Annotated in this window: 22 protein-coding genes; 9 read left to right on the top strand and 13 right to left on the bottom strand. The window is 64.5% G+C overall.

The window, feature by feature from the left end; genetic code table 11:
* Window positions 1-87 precede the first annotated feature (87 nt).
* Window positions 88-474 carry a bleomycin resistance protein gene (locus NDY25_RS09885; RefSeq protein WP_168957558.1) on the top strand — a complete coding sequence of 129 codons (387 nt, stop codon included), beginning with the start codon at window positions 88-90 and terminating at the stop codon, window positions 472-474.
* A 92-nt stretch (window positions 475-566) separates the two neighbouring features.
* Here NDY25_RS09885 and NDY25_RS09880 read toward each other — a convergent pair whose 3' ends face one another.
* From NDY25_RS09880 to NDY25_RS09845, 8 genes are all read right to left on the bottom strand, one after another.
* Complete coding sequence (locus NDY25_RS09880; protein ID WP_256627911.1) at window positions 567-1289, bottom strand: restriction endonuclease; 723 nt, start codon at window positions 1287-1289, stop codon at window positions 567-569.
* Window positions 1223-1669: a type I restriction endonuclease gene (locus tag NDY25_RS23130; RefSeq protein WP_256627910.1), complete on the bottom strand. Its 447-nt coding sequence runs from the start codon at window positions 1667-1669 to the stop codon at window positions 1223-1225. The genes NDY25_RS09880 and NDY25_RS23130 overlap by 67 nt, the downstream gene beginning before the upstream one ends.
* 214 nt (window positions 1670-1883) lie before the next feature.
* On the bottom strand, window positions 1884-3347 hold the full coding sequence (locus NDY25_RS09870) for a mannitol dehydrogenase family protein (protein ID WP_168957556.1): 1464 nt from the start codon (window positions 3345-3347) through the stop codon (window positions 1884-1886).
* A 111-nt stretch (window positions 3348-3458) separates the two neighbouring features.
* The gene (locus tag NDY25_RS09865) at window positions 3459-6146 is read right to left on the bottom strand and encodes a glycoside hydrolase family 3 protein (protein WP_168957555.1); all 2688 of its coding nucleotides are present in this window, start codon (window positions 6144-6146) and stop codon (window positions 3459-3461) included.
* Between the two features lie 2 nt (window positions 6147-6148).
* Window positions 6149-7843: a glycoside hydrolase family 43 protein gene (locus NDY25_RS09860; RefSeq protein ID WP_251754782.1), complete on the bottom strand. Its 1695-nt coding sequence runs from the start codon at window positions 7841-7843 to the stop codon at window positions 6149-6151.
* Window positions 7843-9102, bottom strand: a complete 1260-nt coding sequence (gene manD / locus NDY25_RS09855; protein WP_055822194.1) for a D-mannonate dehydratase ManD — start codon at window positions 9100-9102, stop codon at window positions 7843-7845. Before manD ends, NDY25_RS09860 begins: the two co-directional genes overlap by 1 nt.
* A gap of 11 nt (window positions 9103-9113) precedes the next feature.
* Window positions 9114-11078 (bottom strand): sialate O-acetylesterase, encoded by a 1965-nt coding sequence (locus NDY25_RS09850; protein ID WP_256627909.1) that lies wholly within the window; start codon window positions 11076-11078, stop codon window positions 9114-9116.
* Window positions 11075-13216 carry an alpha-glucuronidase family glycosyl hydrolase gene (locus NDY25_RS09845; protein WP_425510794.1) on the bottom strand — a complete coding sequence of 714 codons (2142 nt, stop codon included), beginning with the start codon at window positions 13214-13216 and terminating at the stop codon, window positions 11075-11077. Before NDY25_RS09845 ends, NDY25_RS09850 begins: the two co-directional genes overlap by 4 nt.
* A 230-nt stretch (window positions 13217-13446) precedes the next feature.
* Between NDY25_RS09845 and NDY25_RS09840 the strand changes: the two genes are divergently transcribed.
* On the top strand, window positions 13447-14520 hold the full coding sequence (locus NDY25_RS09840) for a LacI family DNA-binding transcriptional regulator (protein ID WP_168957552.1): 1074 nt from the start codon (window positions 13447-13449) through the stop codon (window positions 14518-14520).
* Between the two features lie 69 nt (window positions 14521-14589).
* Here NDY25_RS09840 and xylA read toward each other — a convergent pair whose 3' ends face one another.
* Window positions 14590-15927, bottom strand: coding sequence for a xylose isomerase (gene xylA / locus NDY25_RS09835; protein WP_168957551.1), 1338 nt, complete (start codon window positions 15925-15927; stop codon window positions 14590-14592).
* Window positions 15928-16254: 327 nt separating this feature from the next.
* On the opposite strand from xylA, the gene ttcA reads away from it, so the two are divergent.
* The 3 genes from ttcA (at window position 16255) to NDY25_RS09820 (ending at window position 19739) form a co-directional block, all read left to right on the top strand.
* Window positions 16255-17169, top strand: coding sequence for a tRNA 2-thiocytidine(32) synthetase TtcA (gene ttcA, locus NDY25_RS09830; protein WP_168957550.1), 915 nt, complete (start codon window positions 16255-16257; stop codon window positions 17167-17169).
* Window positions 17170-17232: 63 nt separating this feature from the next.
* Window positions 17233-18138, top strand: coding sequence for a recombination-associated protein RdgC (locus tag NDY25_RS09825; protein ID WP_006451137.1), 906 nt, complete (start codon window positions 17233-17235; stop codon window positions 18136-18138).
* A gap of 815 nt (window positions 18139-18953) precedes the next feature.
* Window positions 18954-19739: a YgjP family zinc-dependent metalloprotease gene (locus NDY25_RS09820; RefSeq protein ID WP_168957549.1), complete on the top strand. Its 786-nt coding sequence runs from the start codon at window positions 18954-18956 to the stop codon at window positions 19737-19739.
* A 94-nt stretch (window positions 19740-19833) separates the two neighbouring features.
* Here the strand turns inward: NDY25_RS09820 and NDY25_RS09815 are convergent, their stop codons facing one another.
* Window positions 19834-20697, bottom strand: coding sequence for an alpha/beta fold hydrolase (locus NDY25_RS09815; protein WP_251755104.1), 864 nt, complete (start codon window positions 20695-20697; stop codon window positions 19834-19836).
* Between the two features lie 2 nt (window positions 20698-20699).
* Complete coding sequence (gene hemH, locus NDY25_RS09810) at window positions 20700-21665, bottom strand: ferrochelatase (protein WP_168957548.1); 966 nt, start codon at window positions 21663-21665, stop codon at window positions 20700-20702.
* A gap of 154 nt (window positions 21666-21819) precedes the next feature.
* On the opposite strand from hemH, the gene NDY25_RS09805 reads away from it, so the two are divergent.
* From NDY25_RS09805 to tatC, 4 genes are all read left to right on the top strand, one after another.
* The gene (locus tag NDY25_RS09805) at window positions 21820-22722 is read left to right on the top strand and encodes a lipid-binding SYLF domain-containing protein (protein ID WP_256627908.1); all 903 of its coding nucleotides are present in this window, start codon (window positions 21820-21822) and stop codon (window positions 22720-22722) included.
* A gap of 72 nt (window positions 22723-22794) precedes the next feature.
* Window positions 22795-23022, top strand: coding sequence for a Sec-independent protein translocase subunit TatA (gene tatA / locus NDY25_RS09800; RefSeq protein WP_006449086.1), 228 nt, complete (start codon window positions 22795-22797; stop codon window positions 23020-23022).
* 15 nt (window positions 23023-23037) lie between these two features.
* On the top strand, window positions 23038-23712 hold the full coding sequence (gene tatB / locus NDY25_RS09795) for a Sec-independent protein translocase protein TatB (RefSeq protein ID WP_168957546.1): 675 nt from the start codon (window positions 23038-23040) through the stop codon (window positions 23710-23712).
* On the top strand, window positions 23709-24446 hold the full coding sequence (tatC, locus tag NDY25_RS09790; RefSeq protein ID WP_006449088.1) for a twin-arginine translocase subunit TatC: 738 nt from the start codon (window positions 23709-23711) through the stop codon (window positions 24444-24446). Before tatB ends, tatC begins: the two co-directional genes overlap by 4 nt.
* 340 nt (window positions 24447-24786) lie before the next feature.
* Here the strand turns inward: tatC and NDY25_RS09785 are convergent, their stop codons facing one another.
* Together NDY25_RS09785 and NDY25_RS09780 are read right to left on the bottom strand one after the other, a co-directional pair.
* A complete protein-coding gene (locus NDY25_RS09785) occupies window positions 24787-25686 on the bottom strand; it encodes a BPSS1780 family membrane protein (protein WP_043907497.1) in 900 nt (299 codons plus the stop codon).
* 57 nt (window positions 25687-25743) lie between these two features.
* A complete protein-coding gene (locus tag NDY25_RS09780) occupies window positions 25744-26496 on the bottom strand; it encodes a glutamine amidotransferase (protein WP_168957545.1) in 753 nt (250 codons plus the stop codon).
* Window positions 26497-26517 lie beyond the last annotated feature (21 nt).

The raw sequence follows: 26517 nt of genomic DNA, 5'->3' as shown, positions 1-26517 counted from the left end.
ACATGACGACACGGCTTTCAACCGATCCCTTTGATGTGGCGTATCGTTGCACCCAAAGACGACTTCGTTATCCCATACGAGAAAGCGATGACTTCCAGGGCCGAAGCACCAGACCGTACGATTCCACTGCTACCAGGCCGCTCAATCGAACGCACGGTCGCCTTCTATCGACGGCTTGGCTTTGTCGGCGACGTGCATCCGCACGATGCGGGGTACGCGATCCTGACGCGTGGCGAGGTGGAACTGCATTTCTTCGCACACCCTGACCTTGATCCTGCTGCCTGCTATGCGGGATGTTACATCCGGGTTGGCGATGTCGATGCGGTCTACGCCGCCATGCGTGCCGCGCAGCTTCCGGTGCATGGCATTCCCAGGCTCGATCCTGTTAGCGACAAGCCTTGGGGAATGCGGGATTTCGCGATTGTCGATGAGAACGGCAATCTGCTTCGGATCGGACAGGTGATTGGAGGCTGAGCCTTACGTCCACCGATTAGCCTAATTAATTTTTGTGAGGAGCGGTGGAGCTGGTTGCTTAAACTCCTCAACCAGGCTCAACCCTTCCATGATCAGGCTTCCTGAGGCAGGTAGGAGGTGACAGTAGCCTTGATCTTGTCTGCAAAGCTGTAGATGTCGTCGATCGAGCCGAGGTCGAGCTGCTCCTCTTCCTTGTCCTGATTGAAAATGCCAAGTCGAAGCTTCTGAAGGTTGTTGAAGCGAAGTCTGCAGATCGGTTTTCTGTTGTTATCATCGAGTAGTACGGCGCAATAACTTTGAGCGTCTCTCATGAAAACACGCTTGCCAGGAATCACTTCGCGCACGATGGCTCGAATGATGTGGAAGCCTTCAATTTCTTCCGGAGTAGTGACGATCAGAGGGTCTGCTAGCAGGGGCGGGGTCGCCACGGCGGATTGCTCTGCAACAACTGCCGGAGCGTGATCGCTGATTGAGATTGCTTCAGGTGCCATAGCACCTTTGAGCCGTTCATTGATCCGCTCGCTGATCAGCTGGTCGAAGGCCCGGCGCGTGATCGATGTGAACTGATCACGGATCGCGGGCGTAAAGCGTCGATTCCCGACCAAATCCGCAGAAACCAGTTTGACGAATTCTTCGGTAGGCTGATGCATCCACTCTGTCAGCCGTGTCTGAATGGCGCGCGTGTACTTCAGCTCGTTGGCAGTCGTCAGGATCGTGTCCAGATCGAACGCGGTCTTGGCAAATTTCTTTAATTCTTCGACATCGCGATCCTTGAAGTCCAAGATGTTGAACTCGAAGAACGGCTTTTCGTCCATCTTGTTCGGCTGTTCCAGGTCAGTGAAAACCGGTAGACCAAGCCGTTGGTAAGAACCCCGAAGCGGGCTGCAGTGACATGGAAGTAGCGAAAGAGTTGGCTGGCGTGATTTATGTTCAGCTCAGCACCTGCCTTCTTGCACTCGAAGAGGATGATGGGCTTGCCGTCACGAAGTATCGCGTAGTCGACTTTCTCGCCTTTCTTGATACCCACATCCGCCACGATTTCTGGCGTGACCTCAAGCGGGTCGAAGACGTTGTATCCCAGAATCTGGATCAGCGGCATCACCATCGCATTCTTGGTGGCTTCTTCCGTCTGAATCAATGCACGTGTCGTACTAATGCGCGTTGCAAGCACGCGCAGTTGATCGATGAAATCCATCCGACTTGCTCCCTTCCCCTGTTGAGGCAATTTTTACCACAGCAAACGGACTGGGGATGCTGTTCCAGCGATTTTTCTTTTGGCTGTGGATCAGCTCGTTTAATCGAATTAACGCCTAAACGTCATGATCGGAACCGCGTTTGGAAGAGCCGCTGTGTTCAATTGTTCAGAGCCATAGTGGCATCCAGGAAAGGTCGAATGATGCGCTGCTTGGCTACGTGATCAATAGCGCTCGTTGCACATCCGCTGGGCTGCCTGTGTTCAAGGTGTTGTAGGCGGCATGCAGTGTTTCCACAAAACGCGCATCGCCAGAGAGCGGAGCAAATACGGCGTCGAGAGTGAGAAACGCTGCCACGTCGTGGATGGCATCGCCGGTTGCGTCGCGCCCGATCTTGCTCAGCGACTCACTCAACGGATCGATCAAGGTCACGCCATTACGTGCCTGCCTGCGCACGAAGTGCAACCACGCCGCGAACGGCAGGCATAGCCGGTCTATGCGTCGCCCGGCAGCCAGTGCATCGCCGATGGTGGTGAGCAAGCGCACGGGAATCTTCTGCGAGCCGTCCCAGGCGATCTGGGCGAGCAGGTGGCGGATGGCGGGGTTGCGGAAGCGGGCGAGGATGGCGCCGCAGTAGTGCTGCGGGTCGAAGCCTTGCATCGGTTGCAGGGTGGGGGCGATGTCCTCGCGCATCAGGGTTTCGACAAACGCCGCCAGTTGCGGGTGATGCATGGCGTCTGCGACGGTCTCCAACTCCAGCAGGCTGCCGAGATAGGCGAGCGCGGAGTGCGGGCCGTTGAGCAGGCGCAGTTTGGCGCGTGCGTAGCCGGCGATGTCGTCGCTGAGGGTGACACCTGCGCGCTCGAAGGCGGGGCGTCCGTTGCAGAAGCGGTCTTCAATCACCCACTGGGTGTAACGCTCGCGTTGAATCGGCCAGGCGTCGTGCAGGCCGGTTTGCGATTGCACTTGCGTGCGCAGTGCGTCGTCGGTGGCGGGGGTGATGCTGTCGACCATCGAGCGCGGAAAGCTGACGTGCCGGTCGATCCAATCTGCAAGCGCGGGATCGTTTTGCTGTGCGAGCAGCAACACCGCGCGGCTTAGCAGGTTGCCGTTGTCTTGCAGGTTGTCGCAGCTGAGGACGGTGAAGGGTGCGGTGTTGTGTTGCTTGCGTCGTTGCAAGCCGGCGACGAGATAGCCGATGGCGCTACGCGGCGTCGCGGGATGTGCGATGTCGTGCGCGATGTCGGGGTGGGTGAGGTCGAGGGTGTCGCCTGCAAGGCAATAGCCCTTTTCGGTGATGGTGAGAGTGACCAGGCGCACGGCTGGGTCGGCGAGGCGTGCGAGCATCGCAGCTTGTTCGTCTGCGGCGCACAACACTTCGCGGATGGCGGCGATGATGCGCAGTTGCGGGTGTTCGTCGAGCAGGGCGAGGGTGTAGAGACCGTCTTGTGGGCGCAGGGCGTCGCGCACCGTTGGGCTGTGTAGCGAGACGGCGCTGATGGCCCAGGTGGGGTCATGCGCGAGTAGGTCGTCGATGTAGACGGCCTGGTGGGCGCGGTGGAAGGCGCCTGCGCCTAGGTGGACGATGCCGATGGTGGTGTGTTTGGGATTGTAGTTGGGAGTGAGGACGGTGGTAGGTAGATGGACGAGTGTTGCGATGGAGAGGGTTGGAGTTGGCATGGGTTTTTGTTTGAAATCGTGGGGTGCTGCACGTTCGCATGGTGGCCGTACCCTCACCCCAACCCCTCTCCCGGCGGGAGAGGGGCTTTGATTCCGCTGCTTGCGGTGGGATCAGTTTGCGGTGACGGTGAAGCGTTGTTTGCTGCGGATGTCTGCGCTGGAGGCGCCGATTTGCACTTCGTAGGCGCCTGGGTCCACCGCGTAGGCTTTGCGTTGCTCGTCGTAGATGCGCAGGGCGTCTTGCGCTTTGATGGTGAAGCGCACCTGCCGTTGTTCGCCCGGTTTCAGGGTGATGCGCTGGAAGCCGTGCAGTTCCTTGAGGGCGCGTTCGCGTTGTGGCTTCAGCGGATGCAGATACAGCTGCACCACTTCATCGCCTGCGCGTTGGCCGGTGTTTTTCAAGGTGACCGTTACGGTAAGCGTGCCATCGGCGGCGACCGTGTTGCGATCGAGGCGTAGATCAGAATAGGCAAACTGCGTGTACGACAGGCCATGGCCGAACGGGTACAGCGGCTTGCCGGCGAAGTAGCGATAGGTTCGACCGCGCATGGCGTAATCGTCGAAGGCGGGCAGGCGCTCCGCTTCTTTGTAGAAGGTGATCGGCAAGCGGCCGCCGGGACTAGCCTGGCCGAACAACACATCGCCTACCGCGCTGCCGCCGCGTTGGCCGGGGTACCAGGCCAGCAGGATGGCGGGCACGTGTTGTTGCGCCCAGTCGATCGCCAGCGCCGAGCCGGTGGTGAGGACTGCAACCACCGGCGTGCCGGTGGCCTGCAGTGCCTGCAGCAGCTCGCGTTGCGGTTTGGGCAAGCGCGTGTCGGTGCGATCACCACCGGCAAAGCCGGGATAGTTGACGTCCATCTCTTCGCCTTCCACATCGCCGGTGAGGCCGCCGACGAACACCACCACCTCCGCATTGCGGGCGGCGTCCACCGCCTCTTGCAGCGGTGGTTTGGCGCCGGGCATGCGCCAGGCCAGCCGCACGCCGGCATCGCGCGTTGCTTCAAAATATTCCACACGCAAGTCGTAGGCTTTGCCGCCTTCCAAGGCGACGCTGGCGTTGCCGCTGCGCATGCGCGGAGCCCCGCTCCATTGATCGATGAGCAGCTTGCCGTCCAAATACAGGCGCACGCCATCGTCGGCGGCCACTTGCAACTCGTAGTTGCCCGACACCGGTGGCAGCAACTGGCCATGCCAGCGCACGCTGAAGTCGTCCTTGTCGAGTGCGCGGTCGGCATGCAATTCGCCGCGGCCCACCGCATCGTCGGTGGGGGCGTTGCGGTCCCAACGGAAGGCGATGCGCGGGTCGATGCGCGTCAGTACCGGCGTGCCGGTCAATGCGCGGCCTTTGAAGTATTCACCGGTCAACCCGTTCTGCGTGGCGCCAGCGGCCGGGCGCAGATAGCGCGTGTCGATCGGTGCGGCAGCGTTGGGGTCTTCGCGCCCTTCCACCAGATCGCTGCCGCGCGCGTAGATCACTTGCGCCTGTGGTGCGGCGTCGCGGATGCCTTGCAGGATGGTGACCGGCGCGGCCGGCGTGCCGTAGTAGTTGCCCAGCAGCGACATCGGGTCGTCGGCGGTGGGGCCGATCACCGCGATGCGCTTGAGCGTGGATTTGAGCGGCAGCACGCCGTCGTTTTTCAACAGCACCAGCGATTCGCGCGCGGTGCGGCGTGCCAGTGCATCGTGCTGCGGCGATTGATTGGCTGATGCGGGAATTTGCACCCACGGCACCTTGGCCGGCGGGTCGAACATGCCTAAGCGCATGCGCGTGGTCATCAGGCGCTTGAGCGCGGTATCGATGGTGGCCTCGTCGATCAAACCGGCACGCACTGCGGCCGGCAACGCGGCATAGGTGTCGCCGCAATCCAGATCGGTGCCGTGCTTGACGCCGAGTGCGGCGGCGGCTTCGGGCGTGGGCACGATCTTGTGGTTCTGCCAGATATCGCGGATGGCAGCGCAGTCGCTGACGATGTACCCATCGAAGCCCCACTCGCGGCGCAGGATGCCTTCCAGCCGCGTGCTGGCCGAGGCGGACTCGCCATTGACGCGGTTGTAGGCGCCCATCACCGCGGCGACCTTGCCTTCCTGCACCAAGGCTTGAAATGCAGGCAGATAAGTTTCGTGCAGATCGCGCTCGCTGGGGTGCACATCGAAATGATGACGGTCGGCCTCCGGCCCGCTGTGCACGGCGAAGTGTTTGGCGGTGGCATCGAGCTTGCGATACGGGCCTTGCTGCGCCTGCAGGCCTTGCACGAAGGTCACGCCCATGCGCGCGGTCAGAAACGGATCTTCGCCATAGGTTTCCTGCCCACGGCCCCAGCGCGGGTCGCGAAAGATATTGATATTGGGCGACCAGAAGGTGAGCCCTTGATAGCGCTTGTGTTCGCCGCGTACCAGGAAGGCATGATGCTTGGCGCGTGCTTCGTCGCTGATGGCAGTGGCCACCTCGGCCATTAACGGCGTATCGAAGGTGGCCGCCAGGCCAATCGCCTGCGGAAATACAGTGGCGCCGCCGGCACGCGCCACGCCGTGCAGCGCCTCGTTCCACCAATCGTATTCGGGCACCTGCAGGCGCGGGATCGCCGGTGCGGCGTTCTGCATCTGCGCGGCTTTTTCTTCCAGCGTCATGCGCGACACCAGATCGGCAGCGCGCGCGTCGAAGGGGCGTTGCGTGTCCAGATACGGCGATGGCGTTGCGGCGTGCGCAGTGGTTGCGGCAAGTGCAGTCGCCAGCAGCACGGCGCGTGCGCGTGCACGGGGTGTGCGAGCAACGGATGGTGCGAAGTGCGAATGCATGGTCAGTCCTCCTTGGTGCGGTCCGGTTCCAGCTGGGCAAAAGGCCCGATCATGCTGCCGACGAAACCGCCGGCCTGTGCGGTGCTGAGCATGCCCGCATCATCGTTGCGGCGTAGCGATTGCCAGCCGCGCCCATCGGCATCGAAGGCGAAGCTGTAGGTGCCGCTGTCGCCGCTGATCTGCAGGCGCAACTGTGTGGTTGCCGGTATACGGGTGCGTGCGAGCGTGGTGGTTTTTACGCCATCGCGCCTGTCCACAAATACTTCCAGCGCGTCGCCATTGCGTCGCACGCCGAGTGCATACCACGCATTGGAATTCTGGAAGGCGGCAAGCACCGCGCTGACGCCGGCGTGTGTGGGCACAGCCAGCGACGTGCTCGCGGTGAAGCGCGTGTGTTGCTGGCGACGTGCCAGGAAGGCCGGTGTGGCGGTGCTGTCCAGGCCGTGTGCACTGGCACGCAGCGTCAACCAACCGGGGCGTGCGCGCAGGTTGGCCACATCCTGTTTGGGCACACGTAAATAGAGCCATTCGCGTTGCAGCGAGGTGCCGGCGAAGTCGTCGCGCCACGTGAAGTTGCCCGACAACGGCGTTTGATTGGCCGGTGTTTTCATGGCGCGCGGGCTCTGTGCGCTATATGGAATCGGCTCGCCGGCCGGCAGGATCGACGGCCAGCCATCGTGCCATTGCACCGGCAGCAAAAAGGTTTCGCGCCCGGTGTTGTAGCGCTCGCCCGCATACGGGCGGCTGGCCAGAAACACCGCCCACCATTGCCCGTCCGGTGTGTCCACCAGATCCACATGCCCGGCATTGCTGATCGGGTGCGTGCGTTCGGCCGGCAGGTCGCGTTGGGTCAGGATCGGATTGTGCGGCGAGGCGGCATACGGCCCCCACACGTTGCGGCTGCGCAACACCACCTGCGAGTGCTGCGGACCGGTGCCACCTTCGGCACACGAGAGGTAGTACCAACCGTCGCGTTGATACAGGTGCGGGCCTTCGATCCAGATCGGTTTGCTGGCCAGATCCACTCCGCCGTTGAGCAGTACCTTGCGCGGGCCGGTCGGTTGATTGCTGGCGAGGTCGAAGCGCTGCATCCAGATCGCGCGATGGCCTTCGTACAACGGAGTGCCTTCAGGCGGGCCATTGTTGAGCAGATAGGCGCTGCCATCGCTGTCAAAGAACAACGACGGGTCGATACCGTCGATGCTCGGCAGCCAGGTCAGTGGCGACCATGGGCCTGCGGGATTGCTGGCACTGGCAATGAAGTTGCCACCGCTGTCGACCGAGGTACCCACCACATAGAAGCGCCCGTCGTGATGCCGAATGCTGGCAGCGAACATGCCGCGCGAGACGCCCAGTCCGTCGTAGTTCAACTGCTCGCGGCGCTCGACCACGTTGCCGATCTGCGTCCAGTGCACAAGATCGCTGCTCTCGAACACCGGGATCGCCGGGAAATACGCAAAGGTGGAATTGACCAGGTAGTAGCGCTCGCCCACGCGCGTCACGCTCGGGTCCGGATAGAACCCGGCCAGCACCGGGTTGCGGTAATGGCCGGCCGGCAGCGGCGTGGCGAACACCGTATCGTCGCCGCGGTAGTCGAACCAGTCGAAGACGACATCGGCTTGCGCTTGCGCCTGCACATTCGCAGGCGCGGCCAAGGCAATCAGCAGTGCCGCAAGCACGGCCGGCAGCAGGCGCATCACCAGTCCCACATCGCGCCGTCTTCCAGCCGCGCAACCGGCAACTGCTTGGGCACGTAGGGATACTTCGCGGCCAGGGCTTCGTCGATCTCCACGCCATGCCCGGGTGTCTCGCCGCAATGCAATCGACCATCGCGAAACACGTAATCGTGCGGAAAGACCGCATTGGCTTCGTCGGAATGGAACATGTACTCCTGGATGCCGAAGTTGGGCACCCAGGTGTCGAAGTGCAATGCGGCGCCCATGCACACCGGCGACAGATCGGTGGCACCGTGGAAGCCGGTGCGCACCTGATGCAGCGCGGCGAAATCGGCCAGCCGCCGCACGTGGGTTATGCCGCCGGCGTGGACAATCGTGGTGCGGATGTAGTCGATCAGCTGCTGCTCGATCAGATGCTTGCAATCCCAGAGCGAATTGAACACCTCGCCCACCGCCAAGGGCGTGACCGTGTGCTGGCGGATCACTTCGAACGCGCGTTGGTTTTCTGCGGGCGTGGCGTCTTCCAGCCAGAACAATCGGTACGGCTCCAGGTCGCGGCCCAGGCGCGCGGCCTCGATCGGGGTGAGCCGGTGATGCGCATCGTGCAGCAGTTCGATCTCATCGCCGTGGTCGCTGCGCAGCTGCTCAAACAATTTTGGCACCACGCCGAGATAGCGTGGCGTGGACCACACCGTTTCGGTGGGCAGTTCGCTTTCGGCCGGCTCGTACGGTTTGCCGCCGCTGGAAATACCGTAGGTCTTCTTGATGCCGGGCACGCCGCACTGCGCGCGAATCGCGATAAAGCCGAGCTCGCGAAAGCGACCGACTTCCTCGCTGGTTTCGGCAATATCGCGGCCGTTGGCATGACCGTAGACCAAAGCGCCCTCGCGCGAGCGCCCGCCGAGCAACTGATACAGCGGCATGCCAGCCATCTTGCCCAGGATGTCCCACAGCGCCACATCCACCGCGGCGATCGCGCTCATCGTCACCGGGCCGCGGCGCCAGTACGCGCCGCGGTAGAAGAACTGCCAGATGTCTTCGATACGGCCGGCATCGCGGCCGATCAGGTTCGGCACCAGGTGTTCCTGCAGGTACGCCGCCACCGCCAGTTCGCGGCCGTTGAGCGTGGCATCGCCCAAGCCGGTGATGCCTGAGCGGGTGCGGATCTTCAAGGTGACGAAGTTGCGGCCCGGGCAGGTGACGATGACGCGCGCCTCGACGATCTCGCGATCGCGGGCCGAGCCTTGCAGCGGAGCAGGGGAGTCGGGAGTCTGTGACATCGGGGTCTCGCTCATGGGGAAGAAGCGGCAGTGATGGGGAGTTCGAACGGGCCGGCGGGCAGGCCGTTGCGGTCATACAGCGTGCACACCGGGCTGTCGGCCCAGCAGTAGCGCACGCGTGTGGCATCCAGGCCGGCAGGGATGCGCACGCCGATGGCGCGCTCGCGCAAGGTGGCGGCGGCATAGCGGCAACTGCCGGGTGCAGCACCACACACTTCGAAGCCGATCGGCGCATCGGCGCTGTAGCTCAGCAATGCGGTGTCGACGTCGTCGAAGTCGATGCGCAGTGCGTCGCCGTCACGCCGCACGCCACGCGGCACCGGGCCGGAAGGTGCAATTGCCTCGCCATACACCACATGTCGCGCCGCACGCGCCAGGCGCCGGCCCAGTTCCTGCTTGTTGGCCGGATGGATGTCGTAGCGGTCGCCGATATCGATGGCCACCGCCAGGCCTGCATGCGCATCGTTGGCAACGAAGCGGCGCTGTGCTTCCCGCAGTTGCGCCCAACCGCTTTCGACCGGCTGCGTGGGCGGCGCGCCGTAGTTGGCCAGCTGCACGATCAGCAGCGGCAACTGCGCACCAAAGCGTTGCCGCCAATCGCGTTGCCAGGCCGTGAGCAAGGCCGGGTAATGCGCGGCATCGCCACCATTGGATTCGCCCTGGTACCACAGCACGCCACGCAGGCCGAGCTGGCCGAGCGGAGCGATCATGCCGTTGCACAAGGTGGTCAGCCCGGCCGCCGACGACCACGGTGCGCGCGGTGGCGAGCCCACTTGTGGCGGCACGATGCGGTACTGCCAGGGCGCGGCCAGCGCTAGCGTGCTGCCATCGGCAAACTGCAGCGCACGCGATTGCGCATCGCCCAGCAAGCCGCCACGCCGATAGGTATTGAGCACATTGAGCACGACGCTGTTGCGCCCGGTATGCAGGCGCCCGCGCGGCACGTTGTAGCGACGCGGCTGATCGGCGCCGTAACTGCTGCCCACGCCGCGCCCGTTGACCCAGGTCTGGTCCAGCTCGTCCACCGGCCCGAGCAACAAGGTGGCGTCTTGCGCGGCCTGCGCCTCGGTCAACTCGATGCTGGTGCGATACCAGACCATGCCGTTAAAACCGACCAACTGCGGCACGCCCCAGTCGTCCCATGCACCCAGCGCGGCCGGTGCTGTTTGCCACGTGCCCGGCGCATCCGGTTGCCAGGGCTCGCCTTCGCCGTGCGCATGCCACCAGGCCTCCCACAGCGCGCCCCAATGCGGCGCGGCATCCACCGGGTCGCGTGCGTAACGTGCCAGCACATCCAGTGCCGGGCCATCGTCGCCGGCAGCACGCAATGCGTTCTCGCCGATCCAGGCCTGCAGTTGCGAGCCGCCCCACGAGGCGTTGATCAAGCCCATCGGCACATCGACAGTCTTCTGCAGCTCGCGCGCGAAGTAGTAACAGGCCGCAGAGAAGTCCTTTACCGTCTCCGGGGTGGTGAGCTGCCACGCCGCATTGCCGCCGAAGCCGCGCTGTGGCGTCGGGCTGGAGTGCGCGGGTACCTTGAACATGCGAATGCGCGGGTTGCCGGCATCGGCGATCTCGCTGCGCGAATCCAATGTGCGATGCACCTGCAATTCCATATTGGATTGGCCAGAGCACAGCCACACATCGCCGATCAGCACGTCGTTGACCTGCTGTGCCACGCCCTTATTCGTGCGTGCGCTCAAGGTGTACGGGCCGCCCGCGGCATGCGCAGGCAGGCGCGCTTGCCAATGGCCTTGCCGGTCTGCGCGCGCCTGCACTTGTTGTGCAGCCAGTTGCACGGTGATGCGCGCGCCAGGCGTTGCATCGCCCCACACGCGAATCGGCGCATCGCGCTGCAGTACCGCATGCTCCTGAAACAGCGCATGCAGCAACGGTGCGTCGGCTGCATGCGCGATGCGTGGTAGCAGCGATGCCGATAGCATGGCGATGACCACGGCCAAACCACGCGCGCTCATTTCGGATTCCCCGGCGCATACGGAAATTTCAATGCCTGGTAATACGTCAACGGATGCGCCGGTGGCGCCGTGCCGGCAGGCAACGGCCGACCGGACACGCTCTGGAAGTAGGCGATACTGGCATCGCGCCACCACTGCGCCTCGTCCTGCTGGATCGCCAGGAAGTTCGCCACCTGCTGATACCGCGGCGCATCGATCTTGCCGGCAAGGCCCTGCCAGGTGGCCCGGATGGCACGCACCTCGTCCACGCCATGGTCGTAATGCCAGACCAACTCGTCCCACAGCGGCCGCCCGGAGGCCATGCGGTGGTCCCAGGCCACATGGTGGAACCACAGCAGATCGCGCTCGGGCACGCGTTGCACATCGCCGAACATGCGCGCCACCGGCTTAGCGTATTGCGCCACCGCATTGCTGCCGCTGGCACTGCGGTCGAAGCCAATCCCGTTGCGGTCGGCGCGGTGGTAATACACCGGGTCCCAATCCGGGCGCTCGCTGCCCGCATCCCATGGTGCCGGACCGTAGTGATGGCCGCGTCCCATCAGATGATGCAGGCCGAGCGGGGTCATGTAGTCCACCACCGCCTCGCGCGAGCGTAGCATCATGTCGACCACGGGCGTCACCACGGCAGCATCGTTGGAGAACGTCATGCGTACCCATTCCTGCGCGATCGTCTGCGGCGACAGGTCCGGGTTCCAGGCCAGCCGCCCGTATGCATACCAGTTGGCCTGATCGAAGATCGACCCGCTCCAGTTGCGGTCCGCACCGATGTTGGCCACGCCGGCAATGCCGGTCAACCGCGCGCGTTGCGTGTCGTTGAAGAGCGAACCATCCACGGTCTTGGCAACGGTCGAGCCCTTGCCGCGCGCATAGGTATCGGCCTGCAGGGTTTCGGCAAACAGCGTGCCCAGGTAGGCCAGATGCGTCGAAAAGCCCAGGTATTCCTTGGTGATCTGAAACTCCGGCATCAACGCCGTCTTGCGCATCGCACCGAATAGCGGATGGAACGGCTCGCGCGGCTGGAAGTCGATCGCGCCGTTCTTGACCTGCACGATCACGTTGTCGCGAAATTTCCCATCCAGCGGCACGAACTCGCTATACGCCTGCTTGGCGCGATCGTCCGGCTGCTCGTGCGAATAGACGAACGCGCGCCACATCACCACACCGCCATGCGGCGCCAGCGCGTCGGCCAGCAGATTCGCGCCATCGGCATGGCTGCGCCCGTAATCCTGCGGGCCGGGCTGGCCTTCGGAATTGGCCTTGACCAAAAAGCCGCCAAAATCCTGAATGCGTGCGTAGATCTCGTTTGCTTTGTCGCGCCACCACCGCTGCACTTGCGGATCCAGCGGGTCGGCGGTCTTCAAACCACCGATCTCCATCGGCGCACTGAAGCGCGCGCTGAGAAATACACGAATGCCGTAGGGGCGAAACACATTTGCGAGTGCTGCTGCCTTGTCCAGATACTGCGGTGTCAGGCTCCAGGCCTTGGCATTGACGTTGTTGAGCACAGTGCCATTGATGCCCAGCGATGCATTGGCGCGCGCGTAATCGGTGTAGCGCGGGTCCAGATAGCCGGGCAGGGTCTGCCAGTTCCATAACGAGGCACCGGCATAGCCACGCTCGACCACGCCATCCAGGTTGTCCCAATGATTGAGCATGCGCAGTTGCAGCCGCGGCGACTCGCGCACATCCAGCGCGGCGAGCGATTGGCCGGTCTGCAGCAGGCGCAGGAAGTGAAACGTCCCGTACAACGCGCCGATGTCGCTGCCGCCGACGATGGCGGTGATGCGATGCCCGCCCACGCTGACACTGCGAATCAGATACCCCTCGTGGCCCAGGCGCGCGGTGTCCAGCTTCAATGCAGCGATCTGCGGCGCTGTGGCGGCACCCAACACAATCGCACCATCGCGGGTCGCGGCATCGACCGGATGCGGCGCGCTGCCAAGCAGGCCCGACAGTCCGCGCTGCAACTCGTCTCGCGCTGCGTGCAAGCTCGGCGAGTCGCCAGCGACGATCAATTCGCTCGCGCTATCACGCAACTGCGCCGCATTGGCCAGCGGTTGGTAGCGCAACCATAAATCATAGCCATCGTCGGCTTGCGCACTGGTACTAGCCAGCGCCAACCCGCACAGCAGCAACATTGCCAGCAACCACTGCCATGAGAACGCGCGGCAATCCGCGACGCGGCGACCAGTCAAATACCTGCTCATGCGGCATGCTCCATCGTCGCGAACGCACGCAGCCGTGTATCGCCGCTGTGTCTGCTTCCCGGTACCATGCCTCGCATCGTCACACATGCATGCGGCGCTTGCGTTCTCACTGCAGCATGTGTGCATCGTGTAGATTCGCCACCCACTTGAAGAGGCCACGCTTGGAGAAGGTCAGGAAATCGGTCCGCCGCACCAGCCGCGCGATCACCATCAATGAGGTGGCGGCGCTGGCGAAGGTCTCGCCGATGACGGTCTCGCGCGTGGTCAACAACAACGGCAGCGTGCGCGATGCCACCCGTGCGCGCGTGCTGCGCGCCGTGGACAAGCTCGGCTACACGCCCAACCTGGCTGCCAGTGCGCTTGCCGCCGCGCAGAGCCTGCGCATCGCATTGATCTACAGCGACCCCAGTGGCGCGTATTTGCGCGAGTTGCTGCTGGGCGTGTTGCGGGTGGCCTCGCGCACTCCCATCCAGTTGGTGATCGACTGCTGGGACGACCTGGATGCCGATGCCGAACGCCGTGCCGCACGCAAGCTCGCCAAGAGCGTGGCCGGGGTGATCCTGCCGCCGCCGCTGTGCGAATCCAAAGCCGCGGTACTGGAGCTGGTGCGCGCCAAGGTGCCGGTGGTGGCAATCGCCTCCAACCATTTCAGCCCGGATGTGGCCTGCGTGCGCATCGATGAATTCGCCGCGGCCAAGGAAATCACCGAGCATTTGATCGCGCAGGGGCATACCCGCATCGGTTACATCGCCGGGCATCCCAATCTCTCCGCTAGTGCACGCCGTTTCGAAGGATTTCAAGCGGCGCTGTCCGATGCCGGCTTGCGGCTGGATCGGCATCTGGTGCAGCCGGGCGACTACACCTACAAGTCGGGTCTGGTCGCTGCCGAAAAATTGCTGGCGCGCAAACGCCGCCCCAGCGCCATCTTCGCCAGCAACGACGATATGGCCGCCGCTGCCATCTCGGTTGCGCACCGGCGCGGGCTGGATGTGCCGCGCGATCTGTCGGTGGTCGGTTTCGACGATACTTCTGCCGCCACCGCGGTGTGGCCCGAGCTCACCACCGTGCAGCAGCCCATCGCCGCCATGGCCGACGCCGCACTGGATATCCTGTTGAAGACGATTCGTGCCAAGGAGCGTACGGCGAAGATGGTCGATCATGTGGTCGCGCACCTGCTGGTCAAGCGGGATTCGGTGGCCGCACCGGCAGCGCCGGATGCAGCAAAACAACCGTAACGCTGCACGCGGTCATGCGCGCAGGCAGTAGATGATCGCCCGCGTGTGCAGACGATCACCTGCACAGCATCAACGCGTCAGATACTGATTGATCAGGTTCTCGTAGGCTTCCTGGCGGCCGCTGAGTTGCTTTGGCGCATTGCCGGCTGCGTGCTGGGCTACATCCACCAACGTGCTGGTGCCATCGGCGAATGCCGCACCGGCGCCGCTGTCGAAGCTGGCGTAACGCTCGGCGCGCCATTGCTCCAACGGCGAGGACGTCAGCAGCGCGTTGGCCACTTCCAGACCGCGTGCGAACGCGTCCATGCCGCCGATGTGGGCCAGGAACAGATCCTGCGGATCGGACGACTCACGCCGCACCTTGGCATCGAAATTCAGCCCGCCCGGTGCCAGCCCGCCCTGACGCAGCACCACCAGCATCGCGCCGACGGTGTCGTACAGGTCGGTCGGGAACTGGTCGGTATCCCAGCCATTCTGCGGATTGCCACGGTTGGCATCGATGCTGCCAAGCAGGCCGGCATCGCTGGCAACCTGCAAGTCGTGCTCGAAACTGTGGCCCGACAGCGTAGCGTGGTTGGCTTCGATATTGAGCTTGAAATCCTGATCCAGGCCGTGCTGACGCAGGAAGCCGATCACCGTGGCGCTGTCGAAGTCGTACTGGTGCTTCATCGGCTCCATCGGCTTGGGTTCGATCAGGAAGTTGCCGGTGAACCCGATCGCACGGCCGTAATCGCGCGCCAGCGTGAGGAAGCGCGCCATATTGTCCTGCTCGCGCTTCATCTGCGTGTTGTGCAAACACGCATAACCTTCGCGGCCGCCCCAGAACACGTAGTTTTCGCCGCCCAGCTCAACGGTGGCATCGATCGCGGCCTTGACCTGCACCGCTGCACGCGCGACCACATTGAAGTCCGGGTTGGTGGACGCACCATTCATGTAACGCGGGTGCGAGAACAGATTCGCCGTACCCCACAACAGCTTGACGCCGGTGTCGGCCTGGCGCTGCTTGGCAATGCCGACCATGTGCTTGAGATTGCGCTCGTACTCACCGATGTCATCGGCATCCGGCGACAGGTCGATATCGTGGAAGCAGTAGTACGGCACGCCGAGCTTGGTGAAGAATTCGAACGCGGCATCGGCCTTGGCTTCGGCGCGATTGAGCGCGGTAGCGCCCACATCCCACGGATACGCGCGCGTGCCCGGGCCGAACGGATCGGCGCCGTTGCCGCAGAAGCTGTGCCAGTAGGCCACCGCAAAGCGCAGATGCTCGGCCATGGTCTTGTCGCCGATCTGCTTGTTGGCGTCGTAGACCTTGAAGGCCAGCGGGTTGTCAGAATCGCGGCCTTCGAAGCCGATCTTGCCGATGCCGGGGAAATATTCTCTCGCGCCGATGTAGACGATATTGCTCATACGGTCGAACTCCTGCAAATGTTAGCGCTACCAAAACCGCGACTTAAAAAAGCCGCGCCATGCAGCGAAGCCGAAGATGCCATGCCGATCCCGAGTGACGCGGTCTGCCTGACTTTACCCAGCCCGGCGCAGAAAGGCTTGCTGCGCTGCGAGATGTCCGCCGTGCAACCGGCCTTGCGGCGCACCGCGCAGCCGTGATGGGCTCGCTAGCCATGCAGCACGCCCAACGACCGCAGCACGCCCCACCCGCAAGCGACTGACTGCTCATTCAGCCGCACGCGCCCGGCGCCGGCCCGCCGCGCGCGAGGCAGCTACAATGGCCGGCTTATGACCGCTGTCCTGCCGCTGCCGCAACCCCTGGCCGACCCTGCGCCGCGCGACCCGCGCCAGCGGTTGCAGCGTGAACAGCTGCGCCTGGGTAAACGCCTGCAGCGCCAGGTGGGCCAGGCGATTGCCGATTTCGGCATGATCACCGCCGGCGACAAGATCATGGTGTGCCTGTCCGGCGGCAAGGATAGCTACACCTTGCTGGACATGCTGCTGCACCTGCAGCGCAAGGCGCCGGTGCCGTTCACCCTGGTGGCGGTCAATCTGGACCAGAAGCAGCCGGACTTCCCTGCCCACGTGTTGCCGGGCTATCTGCGCGGTCTGGACGTGCCGTTCGACATCGTGGAGCAGGACACCTATTCGGTGGTCAGCCGGGTGATTCCGGCCGGCAAAACCATGTGTTCGTTGTGCTCGCGGTTGCGGCGCGGCGCGCTGTATGCCTATGCGCAGGCGCATGGCGTGACCAAGATCGCGCTCGGCCATCATCGCGACGACATCGTGGCCACGTTCTTCATGAACCTGTTTCACCACGCCCGGCTCGCGGCAATGGCGCCCAAGCTGCGCAGCGACGATGGCCAGCATGTGGTGATCCGCCCGCTGGCCTATGTGCGTGAAGCCGACATCGCCGCCTACGCCCAGGCGCGCCAGTTCCCGATCATTCCGTGCAACCTGTGCGGCAGCCAGGAAAATTTGCAGCGCCAGCAGGTCGGCCGCATGTTGCAGCAGTGGGATCGCGAGCAGCCCGGGCGGGTCGAACAGATCGCCCGCGCGCTGGGCGATGTGCGGCCCGAGCAACTGGCCGACCGCACCCTGTTCGATTTCCTGTCGCTGGGCCGCCGCAATGACGCAGCACAGCCCGATCCCGACTCCAACGCCTGGCTCGCCGCAGGCGATATCACACACGACAGCGACTGACGCGGCTCATCCGGCCGCCGTCCGTCTTCCACCCTCCACGTTTCCTCCTCTTCGGTCTTACGCATGTTCTTTCGCAATCTCACCTTGTTTCGCTTTCCGACCACGCTGGATTTTTCCGAAATCGACACGCTGCTGCCGCAAGTGCAGCTCAAGCCGGTCGGCCCGCTGGAAATGAGCTCGCGCGGTTTCATCTCCCCGTTCGGCCGCGATGAGCAGGAAGTGCTCTCGCACCGTCTGGAAGATTTCCTCTGGCTCACCGTCGGTGGCGAGGACAAGATCCTGCCCGGCGCGGTGGTCAACGACCTGCTCGAGCGCAAGGTCGCCGAGATCGAAGAGAAGGAAGGCCGTCGCCCCGGCGGCAAGGCCCGCAAGCGCCTGAAGGACGATCTGATCCATGAGCTGTTGCCGCGCGCCTTCGTCAAGAGCTCGCGCACCGATGCCATCCTGGACCTGCAGCACGGCTACATCGCGGTCAACAGCTCCAGCCGCAAGAGCGGCGAGAATGTGATGAGCGAGATCCGCGGCGCGCTCGGCAGCTTCCCGGCGCTGCCGTTGAATGCCGAAGTCGCACCGCGCGCCATCCTCACCGGCTGGATCGCCGGCGAGCCCTTGCCCGAAGGCCTCAGCCTGGGCGAAGAGTGCGAGATGAAGGATCCGATCGAAGGCGGCGCGGTGGTCAAGTGCCAGCATCAGGAACTGCGCGGTGAGGAGATCGACAAGCACCTGGAATCCGGCAAGCAGGTCACCAAGCTGGCGTTGGTGCTGGACGACAACCTGTCGTTCGTGCTCGGCGACGATCTGGTGATCCGCAAGCTCAAGTTCCTCGACGGCGCACTGGACCAGCTCGAACACAGCGACGACGACGGCGCACGCGCCGAACTCGATGCCCGCTTCGCGCTGATGAGCGCCGAAGTGCGCCGCCTGTTCCTGTTGCTGGAAACTGCGTTGAAATTGAGCAAGGCCGAGTAACAGAAACTTCGAACAGCGGCGTCGTAGAAGTGCGATCCGACGTTTAAATCAAACGCCTGGGTGGTCGAGGGCGCGGTGCCCTCACCGCTTGCAGGACACGCCGCAAGTACGTCCCTGTAGGCTCGGTGGCGGCATCCATGCCGCCACACGGTCCCGCAATCGGTGAGGACACCGCACCAGGGAGTTAGTCGGTTGTTTTCTTAAAAGCTTGCCCGTTGCTCGGCTTGTTTTGAGAAGCTGAGCGGACGCGCCGTTATCCAAACAACGCAGGTCATGCTCTGCTTGCACCCTACACACCGACCATCTCGACTGGTCCTTGCCCGCCCACCGTCGCGGGACCTTACGCGGCATGGATGCCGCGTAAGAGCCTACATGGACGTACTTGCGGCGTGTCCCGCGATGGTGGGCGGGCAATGGCCCTGCAGCCAAGCCGCAGATCATCCGCTCCACAACCACCCCATCCACACCGTTCAATCACCTCTCAAAGTGACCGAGAGCTACAGGACGTACTTGCGGCGTGTCCCGCGTCGGTGGGCGGGCAAGCACCCTGCAGCCAAGCCCCAGATCATCCGCTCTAAAAACCGCCCCATCCACACCGTTTAACCACGGCTCAAGACAACCGAGAGCTCAAGCTTCAGCATCGTCTGGATGTTCCCAAGCCGAGCTGGTTGAAGGTGCGTTGAGCTGCGCGTTGCGCATTGCGCCAGGGATGGCGTGATGGATGCAGTGCCGCCACAGATCACGCGCGCGCCGTCATCGGATGTCTCAATCATTCCATCTCACCACCTGACACATCGCAGCGCTATCCTGTGCCCATGTTCAAGCCCGTCCGCCGCCTCATCGCGCCCACACCGCAGCTTGTCGAACGCGACTGCGTGCGTCTTGAACTGGAAGGGCGGCAAATCGAGGTGCTGCGCGTGCGCGACCCGCGTGCGCGGCGCATCAAGCTCAGCGTGGACGAACGCGGCGCCCGGCTGACGCTGCCGATCCGCGCCAGCCTGATTTCCGGCGAACGTTTTTTGCTGGCGCACCTGGAGTGGCTGAGCACGCAGCTGTCGCGCTATCAGCAGGTGGATGCCTTTCCCGCGCTGGAGCGTGGCGTGCCGGGGCTGCTGCCGTTACGCGGCGCCTTGCTGCCGCTGAGCTGGCACGACGGGCGCTATGCACGCATCGACATCACCGATGACGGCGCGCAATTCCATGTGCCCACCCGACTAGGCGATGCAGGCCTGCGCCGCACGTTGAAGGAATTTTACGAAGCCCAAGCACGTGCCGATGTCGGCCGTTGGTTACCGACTTATCTGCCCGGCTTGCCGCGCGCACCGGCACGGGTGCGGCTGAAAGTGATGTCCTCGCAGTGGGGCTCGCTCGCACCCGATGGCTCCATGGCGTTGGATCTGGCGCTGGTGCTCGGCCGCCCGTCCGCGTTCGAATACGTGCTGGTGCACGAGCTCTGCCATCTTGTGCAGGCCAATCACTCGCCCGCGTTCTGGGCCGAAGTGGAACAGCGCTTTCCCGCCTGGCGCGACGAACGCAGCTATTTCCACGAACACGGCCGCCAACTCAAGGCGCAGTTGCGGCGGTTGTTGCAGGCCGAGTGACAGGCGGTGTTTCGCACCGCCCGTCACAAACTTGATGACACCCATGCTGCGATGGCAATGCGTGTTTTCGTGCAGGCACAACCCGCACCCACTATCACTCGCGCGGCGACAACTCCGCCAAAAACCCATTGATCACCGCCGCCACCGCTTCCGGCGTTTCCATATGCACGTGGTGCGTGCCGGGCAGAAGATGCAGGCGCGCATCGCGCATCAGCGCCACGCGGTGATCGCGTAACGCATCCGGGAAGTACACCTGCGCCGGCATGGCGAAGATGGCCTGGGTCGGGCAGGCGATGGAGGCCAGCAATACGTCGATCTGCGCTTCGGTCATGCGGATCGCGGTCGGCAAGGTCAGGCGCGGGTCGCTGCACCAGCTATAGCCGCCTTCCACCGCGCGCACGCCGCGCTCCACCAGCAGGCGTGCGGCCGGTTCGGTGAGCTGGTTGGCCATCATGCGCGCGCGTACCGGCATCTCCATCGACGGGAACACCCGCAGCGGCCGCTGCGCCAGCGTGCGTGCCGAGGCCACTGCATCGCGCAGGCGCGTGGCGGTGCTTTCCACCGGCTCGGCCAGCGCGCCCAATGCCTCGATGGCGATCAAGGCCTCCACGCGTTCCGGCGCTGCGGCCGCGAGCAGGCTGGCAACGCCGCCGCCCAGCGAGTGGCCGAGCACGCTGAAGCGCTCCCAGCCCAGGTCATCGGCTACCTGCAGCAAAATCCCGATTGCACTGCTGAGCGTGTATTCGGCAGCGGTCGGCAACCACGCGCTATGGCCGTGACCCGGTAGATCGAGCAGCACCAGATCCAGATCCTGCGCGTGCAGATGCGCGCTCAACGGAAGGAAGCTGGCCGCGTTGTCGAGCCAGCCATGCAGTGCCAGCATCCGGCGCGGGCCGCGCGCGTGATTGCGCAATCCTGTGATCTGACCAATCGGCAGCTCGCACGCAAACGGCTCCAACCTCATACGCGACGTGCCAACGCGGCCAGTGCCTGCGCATGTGCCGGGCTGGCGTTGAGACACGGGATATAGCTCAGTGTGGCGTTACGCTCGGCCAGCGTTTCTGCAAAGCCCAAAGCCACTTCTTCCAGCGTTTCCAGGCAGTCGGTGGCAAAGCCTGGGCAGACCAGATCGAAGCTGCGCACGCCACCTTCGGCCAGTTTCCACAGCGTGGGTTCGGCGTAGGGCTGCAGCCAGCGCTCTGCGCCGAAGCGCGACTGGTAACCCATCTCCCATTCGTCCGCGCCCAGGCCCAGCGCGGCGACAATCGCTTGCGCGCTGCGCTCGCATTGCTGCGGGTACGGGTCGCCGGCATTGGCCACGCGTTGCGGCAGGCCGTGGAAGGAGAACATCAGCTTCTCGCTGCGCCCGTGCGCCTGCCAATGCGCACGGATCGAATCGGCGATCGCCGCCACCCAGCCGGCGTCTTCGCAATAGTCCTGGATCACCTCCACCGCGATCTCCGGCGCGCTCGGGCGCCAGGCATCGATCACGTCCTGGATCGAGGCGGTGGTGGTGGTCGAATACTGCGGATACAGCGGCAGCACCACGATGCGCTTGATGCCGCGCGCACGCAGGCCGTCCAGCGTCTTGCGCAGCGCCGGCTGCCCGTAACGCATGGCCCACTCCACGTGCCAATCGGGCATCACCTCTTTCAGACCCTCGGCCAGGCGACGCGTGTACACCGCCAGCGGCGAGCCGTCCGGCAGCCACACCTTGGCGTATTTCTCCGCCGACTTGGGCCCGCGGATCGGCAGGATCACCCCGTACAGCAGCGGCTTCCAGAACAGCGGCGGGATCGCGACCACGCGGCGGTCGCTGAGGAACTCGGCCAGGTAGCGGCGCACGGCCGGGGCGGTGGGCGACTCGGGCGTGCCGAGATTGACGACCAGCAGGGCGGTATCGGAGGTGGTATTCATGCCGAGCATTCTGGCAGAGCGCAGCAGCGCTGCCGAGGACAGCGCACCGATCGACCTGATTGACGGCCTCTTGATCGCCCGGTTGCGCTCACCACCGATTCATTGCGCCACCACTAACGTCGCGCCATTGCTATCTTTGACGGATCGTCCTTTGGAGCTTGTCATGCCCCGTTTGTCGCGCCTGGCCCTGTTGTTGTCGTTGACCTTCGCCGCCGGCCATGCCGTTGCCGGCCCAGAAGAGGACCAGCGCGCGCGTAACGCGGTTCGCGTGCTCAACGAGATCATGAAGATCCCCGAGCAGGCCATCCCGGACAAGCTGCTGGACGAGGCGCGCGCCATCGTGGTCATCCCCGACACGCTCAAGGCCGGTCTGGTGATCGGCGGCCGTCGCGGCCACGGCCTGATGTCGATGAAGAACGCCGACGGCAGCTGGTCGCAGCCGGTATTCGTCAAGCTCACCGGCGGCAGCATCGGCTTTCAGGCCGGCGTGCAGTCCTCCGACGTGGTGCTGGTGTTCCGCAACGACCGCAGCCTGGACAACATCGTCAACGGCAAGTTCACCCTCGGCGCCGATGCCGGCGTGGCCGCAGGCCCGGTCGGCCGCAATGCCGCCGCCGCCACCGACGGCCAGCTCAAGGCCGAAATCTGGTCGTGGTCGCGTGCGCGCGGCCTGTTCGCCGGCGTCGCACTGGATGGCGCGATCCTGCAGATCGACGATGCCGCCGATCTGAATGCCTACGGCGGCGGCGCCACCCCGCGCATGATCTTCGAAGGTCGCACCAACGAGCGTGCGTCCACCGACGTGATCGCCTTCCGCGATCGCCTGGAGGAAGCGACCTATACCGCGCGCGCCAATCGCGGCACCGACGGCGCCGCCGAGGGCACCGCACCCGCACCGCGTCCGCAGACTGCGCCACCGGCACAGGCCGCGAGCACCCCGCCACCGCCGGCCAACGAGGCCAGCACCGTGCCGATGCAGCCCAGCGCCACGCCGCCGCCGCAACAGGGATTCCAGCCGGTCTCGGATGGCGAAATTCGCACCGAATCGCTGGACGGCAACCGCTAAACCGCTGTCATCCCCCTGCGCGGTGCGCTGGGGTATCCTGCGTCTTCCTTCTTTTCAACAAGCGAGCAGATCATGGGCGGTTTCAGCATTTGGCACTGGCTGATCGTGCTGGTGATCGTGTTGCTGGTGTTCGGTACCAAGCGGCTCACCAGCGGTGCCAAGGATCTCGGCAGCGCGGTCAAGGAATTCAAGAAAGGCATGCACGACGACGACAAGCCGGCCGCAAAGCTTGGCGACGACGCACGCACGGCCGAGCAGGCGCGTGAGGCGCAGGCCGAGCGCGACCGCGACGCGCGTTGATCCGGAGCGGCGTCGGTGTTTGATATAGGTGTTGGCGAACTGACGCTGATCGCGATCGTCGCCCTGGTGGTGCTCGGTCCCGAGCGTTTGCCCAAGGCGGCCCGGTTTGCCGGGTTGTGGGTGCGCCGCGCGCGCATGCAATGGGATTCGGTCAAGCAGGAACTCGAACGCGAGCTGGAAGCCGAAGAACTCAAGCGCAGCCTGCAGGACGTGCAGACCTCGCTGCGCGAGGCCGAAGACCAGTTGCGCAACAAGCAGCAGCACCTGGAGCAGGGCGCCCGCGCGCTGCATGACGAGGTGGGCCGCGATATCGATATCCGCAGTAGTGCGGCACCGGTAGCGACGCCGCTGGAGCTGGCGCATGCGGATCTGTCGGCTGAGGCCAATGCCGAGTCGATCGTAGGGACGTCGGCGGCAGGAACGCCGGCAGTGGCCGCCGTCGCTGCACCAGCGGCTGCGGCACCGGTGATTGCACAGGCACAGCCAATCGCCCCGGCGCCCCATCAAACGTTGGTACCGGCCCCACATGACCCCGTGGTGCCAGCGCCGCATGCCGCACATCTCAGCAGCACCAGCGCGCAGGCGCAGTCGCCGGTCACCACCACGCCGACGGAGCCAAGGACGTTGAAGGCGCCGACCGAGCCGACCGAGCCGACCGAGCCGGGCAAGATCCAGGAGAAGCGGCCGTGAGCCTGTTCGACGACGCACAGGCCGAAAGCAGTCTGATCGAGCATCTGGTCGAGTTACGCGCGCGCCTGGTACGCGCCCTGATCGGCCTGGGCGTGGTGCTGCTGGCGCTGCTGCCGTTTTCGCGGGCGATTTATTCGTGGCTGGCCGCACCGCTGATTTCGCAGCTGCCGCTGGGGCAGACGATGATCGCGATGAATCCGGCCGGCGCGTTCTTCGCCCCGCTCAAGCTGACCTTCTTCGTGGCGGTGTTCTTCAGCGTGCCGTGGCTGCTGTATCAAGCCTGGGCGTTCGTGGCGCCGGGCCTGTACCAGCGCGAAAAGAAACTCGCCTTCCCGTTGCTGGCCTCGGCAGTGGCGCTGTTCTATATCGGCTGCGCCTTCGCGTATTTCCTGGTGCTGCCGGCGGTGTTCCACTTCCTGACCACGTTCAAGCCGGACGTGATCGCCATTACCCCGGACGCCAATTCCTATCTGGATTTCGTGCTGGCGATCTTCTTCGCCTTTGGCGCCAGCTTCGAGCTGCCGGTGGCGCTGGTGATCCTGGTGCTGCTGGGCTGGGTCACGCCCAAGCAACTGAGCGAAGGCCGCGGCTACGCCATCGTCGGCATCTTCATCCTGGCCGCAGTCCTTACCCCGCCGGACGTGGTCTCGCAGCTGATGCTCGCGATCCCGATGTGCCTGCTCTACGAACTCGGCATCGTCGCCTCACGCGCGGTCGGACCGAAAGCCGCCTAGCGCGCCCCGCGTCAGGCACCGACAGTGCCAGGCCTCTCCTTGTAGGAGCGCACTTGCGCGCGATGGAGCTTTCCCGGGAAAGCTTCATCGCGCGCAAGCGTGCTCCTACGATCCCGAGTGATCCGGTCGCAAGCACATATGCGCTTGATAGCCAAAGCACAGTGCTTGACGTGTCAGAACTGAGGGCTGTGTGTGCGAAATGGACGCCTTCTTGCACAAGGCGCCAGGCCGACGCAGGTGCTAGCTCGCACCGAAGGTGCCGCTCATCGTAGGAGCGCACCCGGGCGCGATAGAGGCTTTCCCGGGAAAGCTTCTTCGCGCACGAGTGCGCTCCTACACTTCAGGCGGCAAACACGTCCGGGCGCGACGGCGGGGCCGGCTGTGCAACGGCGCCTTCGTGCGTGAACATCTGCTTCCAGGCGGCGTAGACCGAGCCGGCGAACACCGGCATCAGCACGGCCATCAGCAGCAGCTGGGCCAGCCACATCGCCACGGTCTGCCCGGCCACCAGGCCGACGATCAGCGCCACGATCATCACGGCGAAATAGATCGCGAAGATGCTGATGAAGGCCAGCACGAAAAACACCAGCATCGCCGGCAGGTTGTGCAGGCTTGCCCGCAGGCTCTCGCGCAGCGCGTGGCCGCCGGTGCTGCGGTCGAACATCACCTGCGGCGGCATCACGAATAGCGCCAGCGTCATTGCCGCAAAGGTGGCGATGGTCAGCAGCAGCCACAGCAGGATGCGGCCGGCCGGCAGGCTGGCGGCGAGCTGCTCGATCTGCACCGGGTCAGGCTGCGCGCCGGACTGGCTGATCTGGTTGATCTTGACCATCACCTCGGACAATTGCTGCAGCCCGTTGGCGCCGATCATCACCAGCAGCAGCACGCCCAGCAGCAGGCCGGCGATCAGCTGCGGCAGCAGCGACACCAGCAGATGCGGCGCCCGGCCGTCCTGCAGGCCGTGCAGCAGATGCGACGGTTTGGCGATGCGGCCTTCGTCCACCTCGCGGATCGCCCACAGCATGCCGCCCATGAACAACGGGCCGGCCAGTACCAGCAGGAACTGCAACGCCGGGCCGAGCAGCGGCACCAGCACCGACAGCGACACCACCAGGGTGGCGGTCACGCTCCAGATCACCCCCAGCGAGCCAAGCGCCAGCGGCGCCCGCTTCAGCAGCGAGAAACCGGTCAACAGCCATTCTGCGCCGGCAGACGCCGGCACCTTGCGGATTTCGCTCATTCCCATTCCGGATCGACACGCACCGGACCATCCGGCGTGTGGCGATTATCGCTGCTTTTAGGTGTGCGCGGCGGGATGAGCGGTCACTGTTTGCAGGCCGCGTGCGTGATGCACGAAGCGGCGCAGCAGCTTGCGGGCGATCGGCGCTGCGGTGACCTCGCGGGCGACTGTGCGGGCGCAGTGGCCGTGGCGGGCGATGCACTCGGCGCGCGCCTGCACATAGCCGCGCATGTGGTGGGTGGCGAACTCCGGATGGAACTGCACGCCCCAGGTGGCCTGGCCCCAGCGGAACGCATGGCAACGGTCCTGGCGCGAATGCGCCAGCACGATGGCGCCATCGGGTGCGCGCACCACAGTTTGCATGTGCGTGGCGTGCGCTGGGAAATGCGCCGGCAGGCCGGCAAACAGGGGGTCTTGTTCGGCCGGCGGGTGCAGTTCCAGCGCGATGGTGCCGGACTCGCGCCCGGCCGGGTTGTAGTCGACCTCGCCGCCCAGCGCATGCGCCAGCAGTTGGTGCCCGTAGCAGATGCCCAGCAGCGGCTTGCCGTCATGGGCGGCGTCGCGCAGCCAGTCGGCGCTGCGTTCGCTCCACTCGGCGCGGTCGGTGACATAGGCGGCCGAGCCACTGACGATGGTGCCCGCAAAGTCGGCTGGGTCGGGCAGCGCGTCGCCATTGGCCACGTCGATGGCCACTATTTCCTGCTCGGCCAGCCCGGCCGCGACGCGGATCCAGTGCGGAAAACGGCCGTAGCGCTTCATCTCCGGCACGGGCTGCCCGGTTTCGATGATCAGGAAGGGCAAAACGGACATGCGCGAAGATCCGGACACAAC

Origin of the sequence: Xanthomonas hortorum pv. pelargonii, from assembly GCF_024499015.1 — a bacterium.
Classification (GTDB): domain Bacteria; phylum Pseudomonadota; class Gammaproteobacteria; order Xanthomonadales; family Xanthomonadaceae; genus Xanthomonas; species Xanthomonas hortorum_B.
Note: the sequence above shows the minus strand (reverse complement) of the source record. Positions and strands in the feature narration are given on the sequence as shown.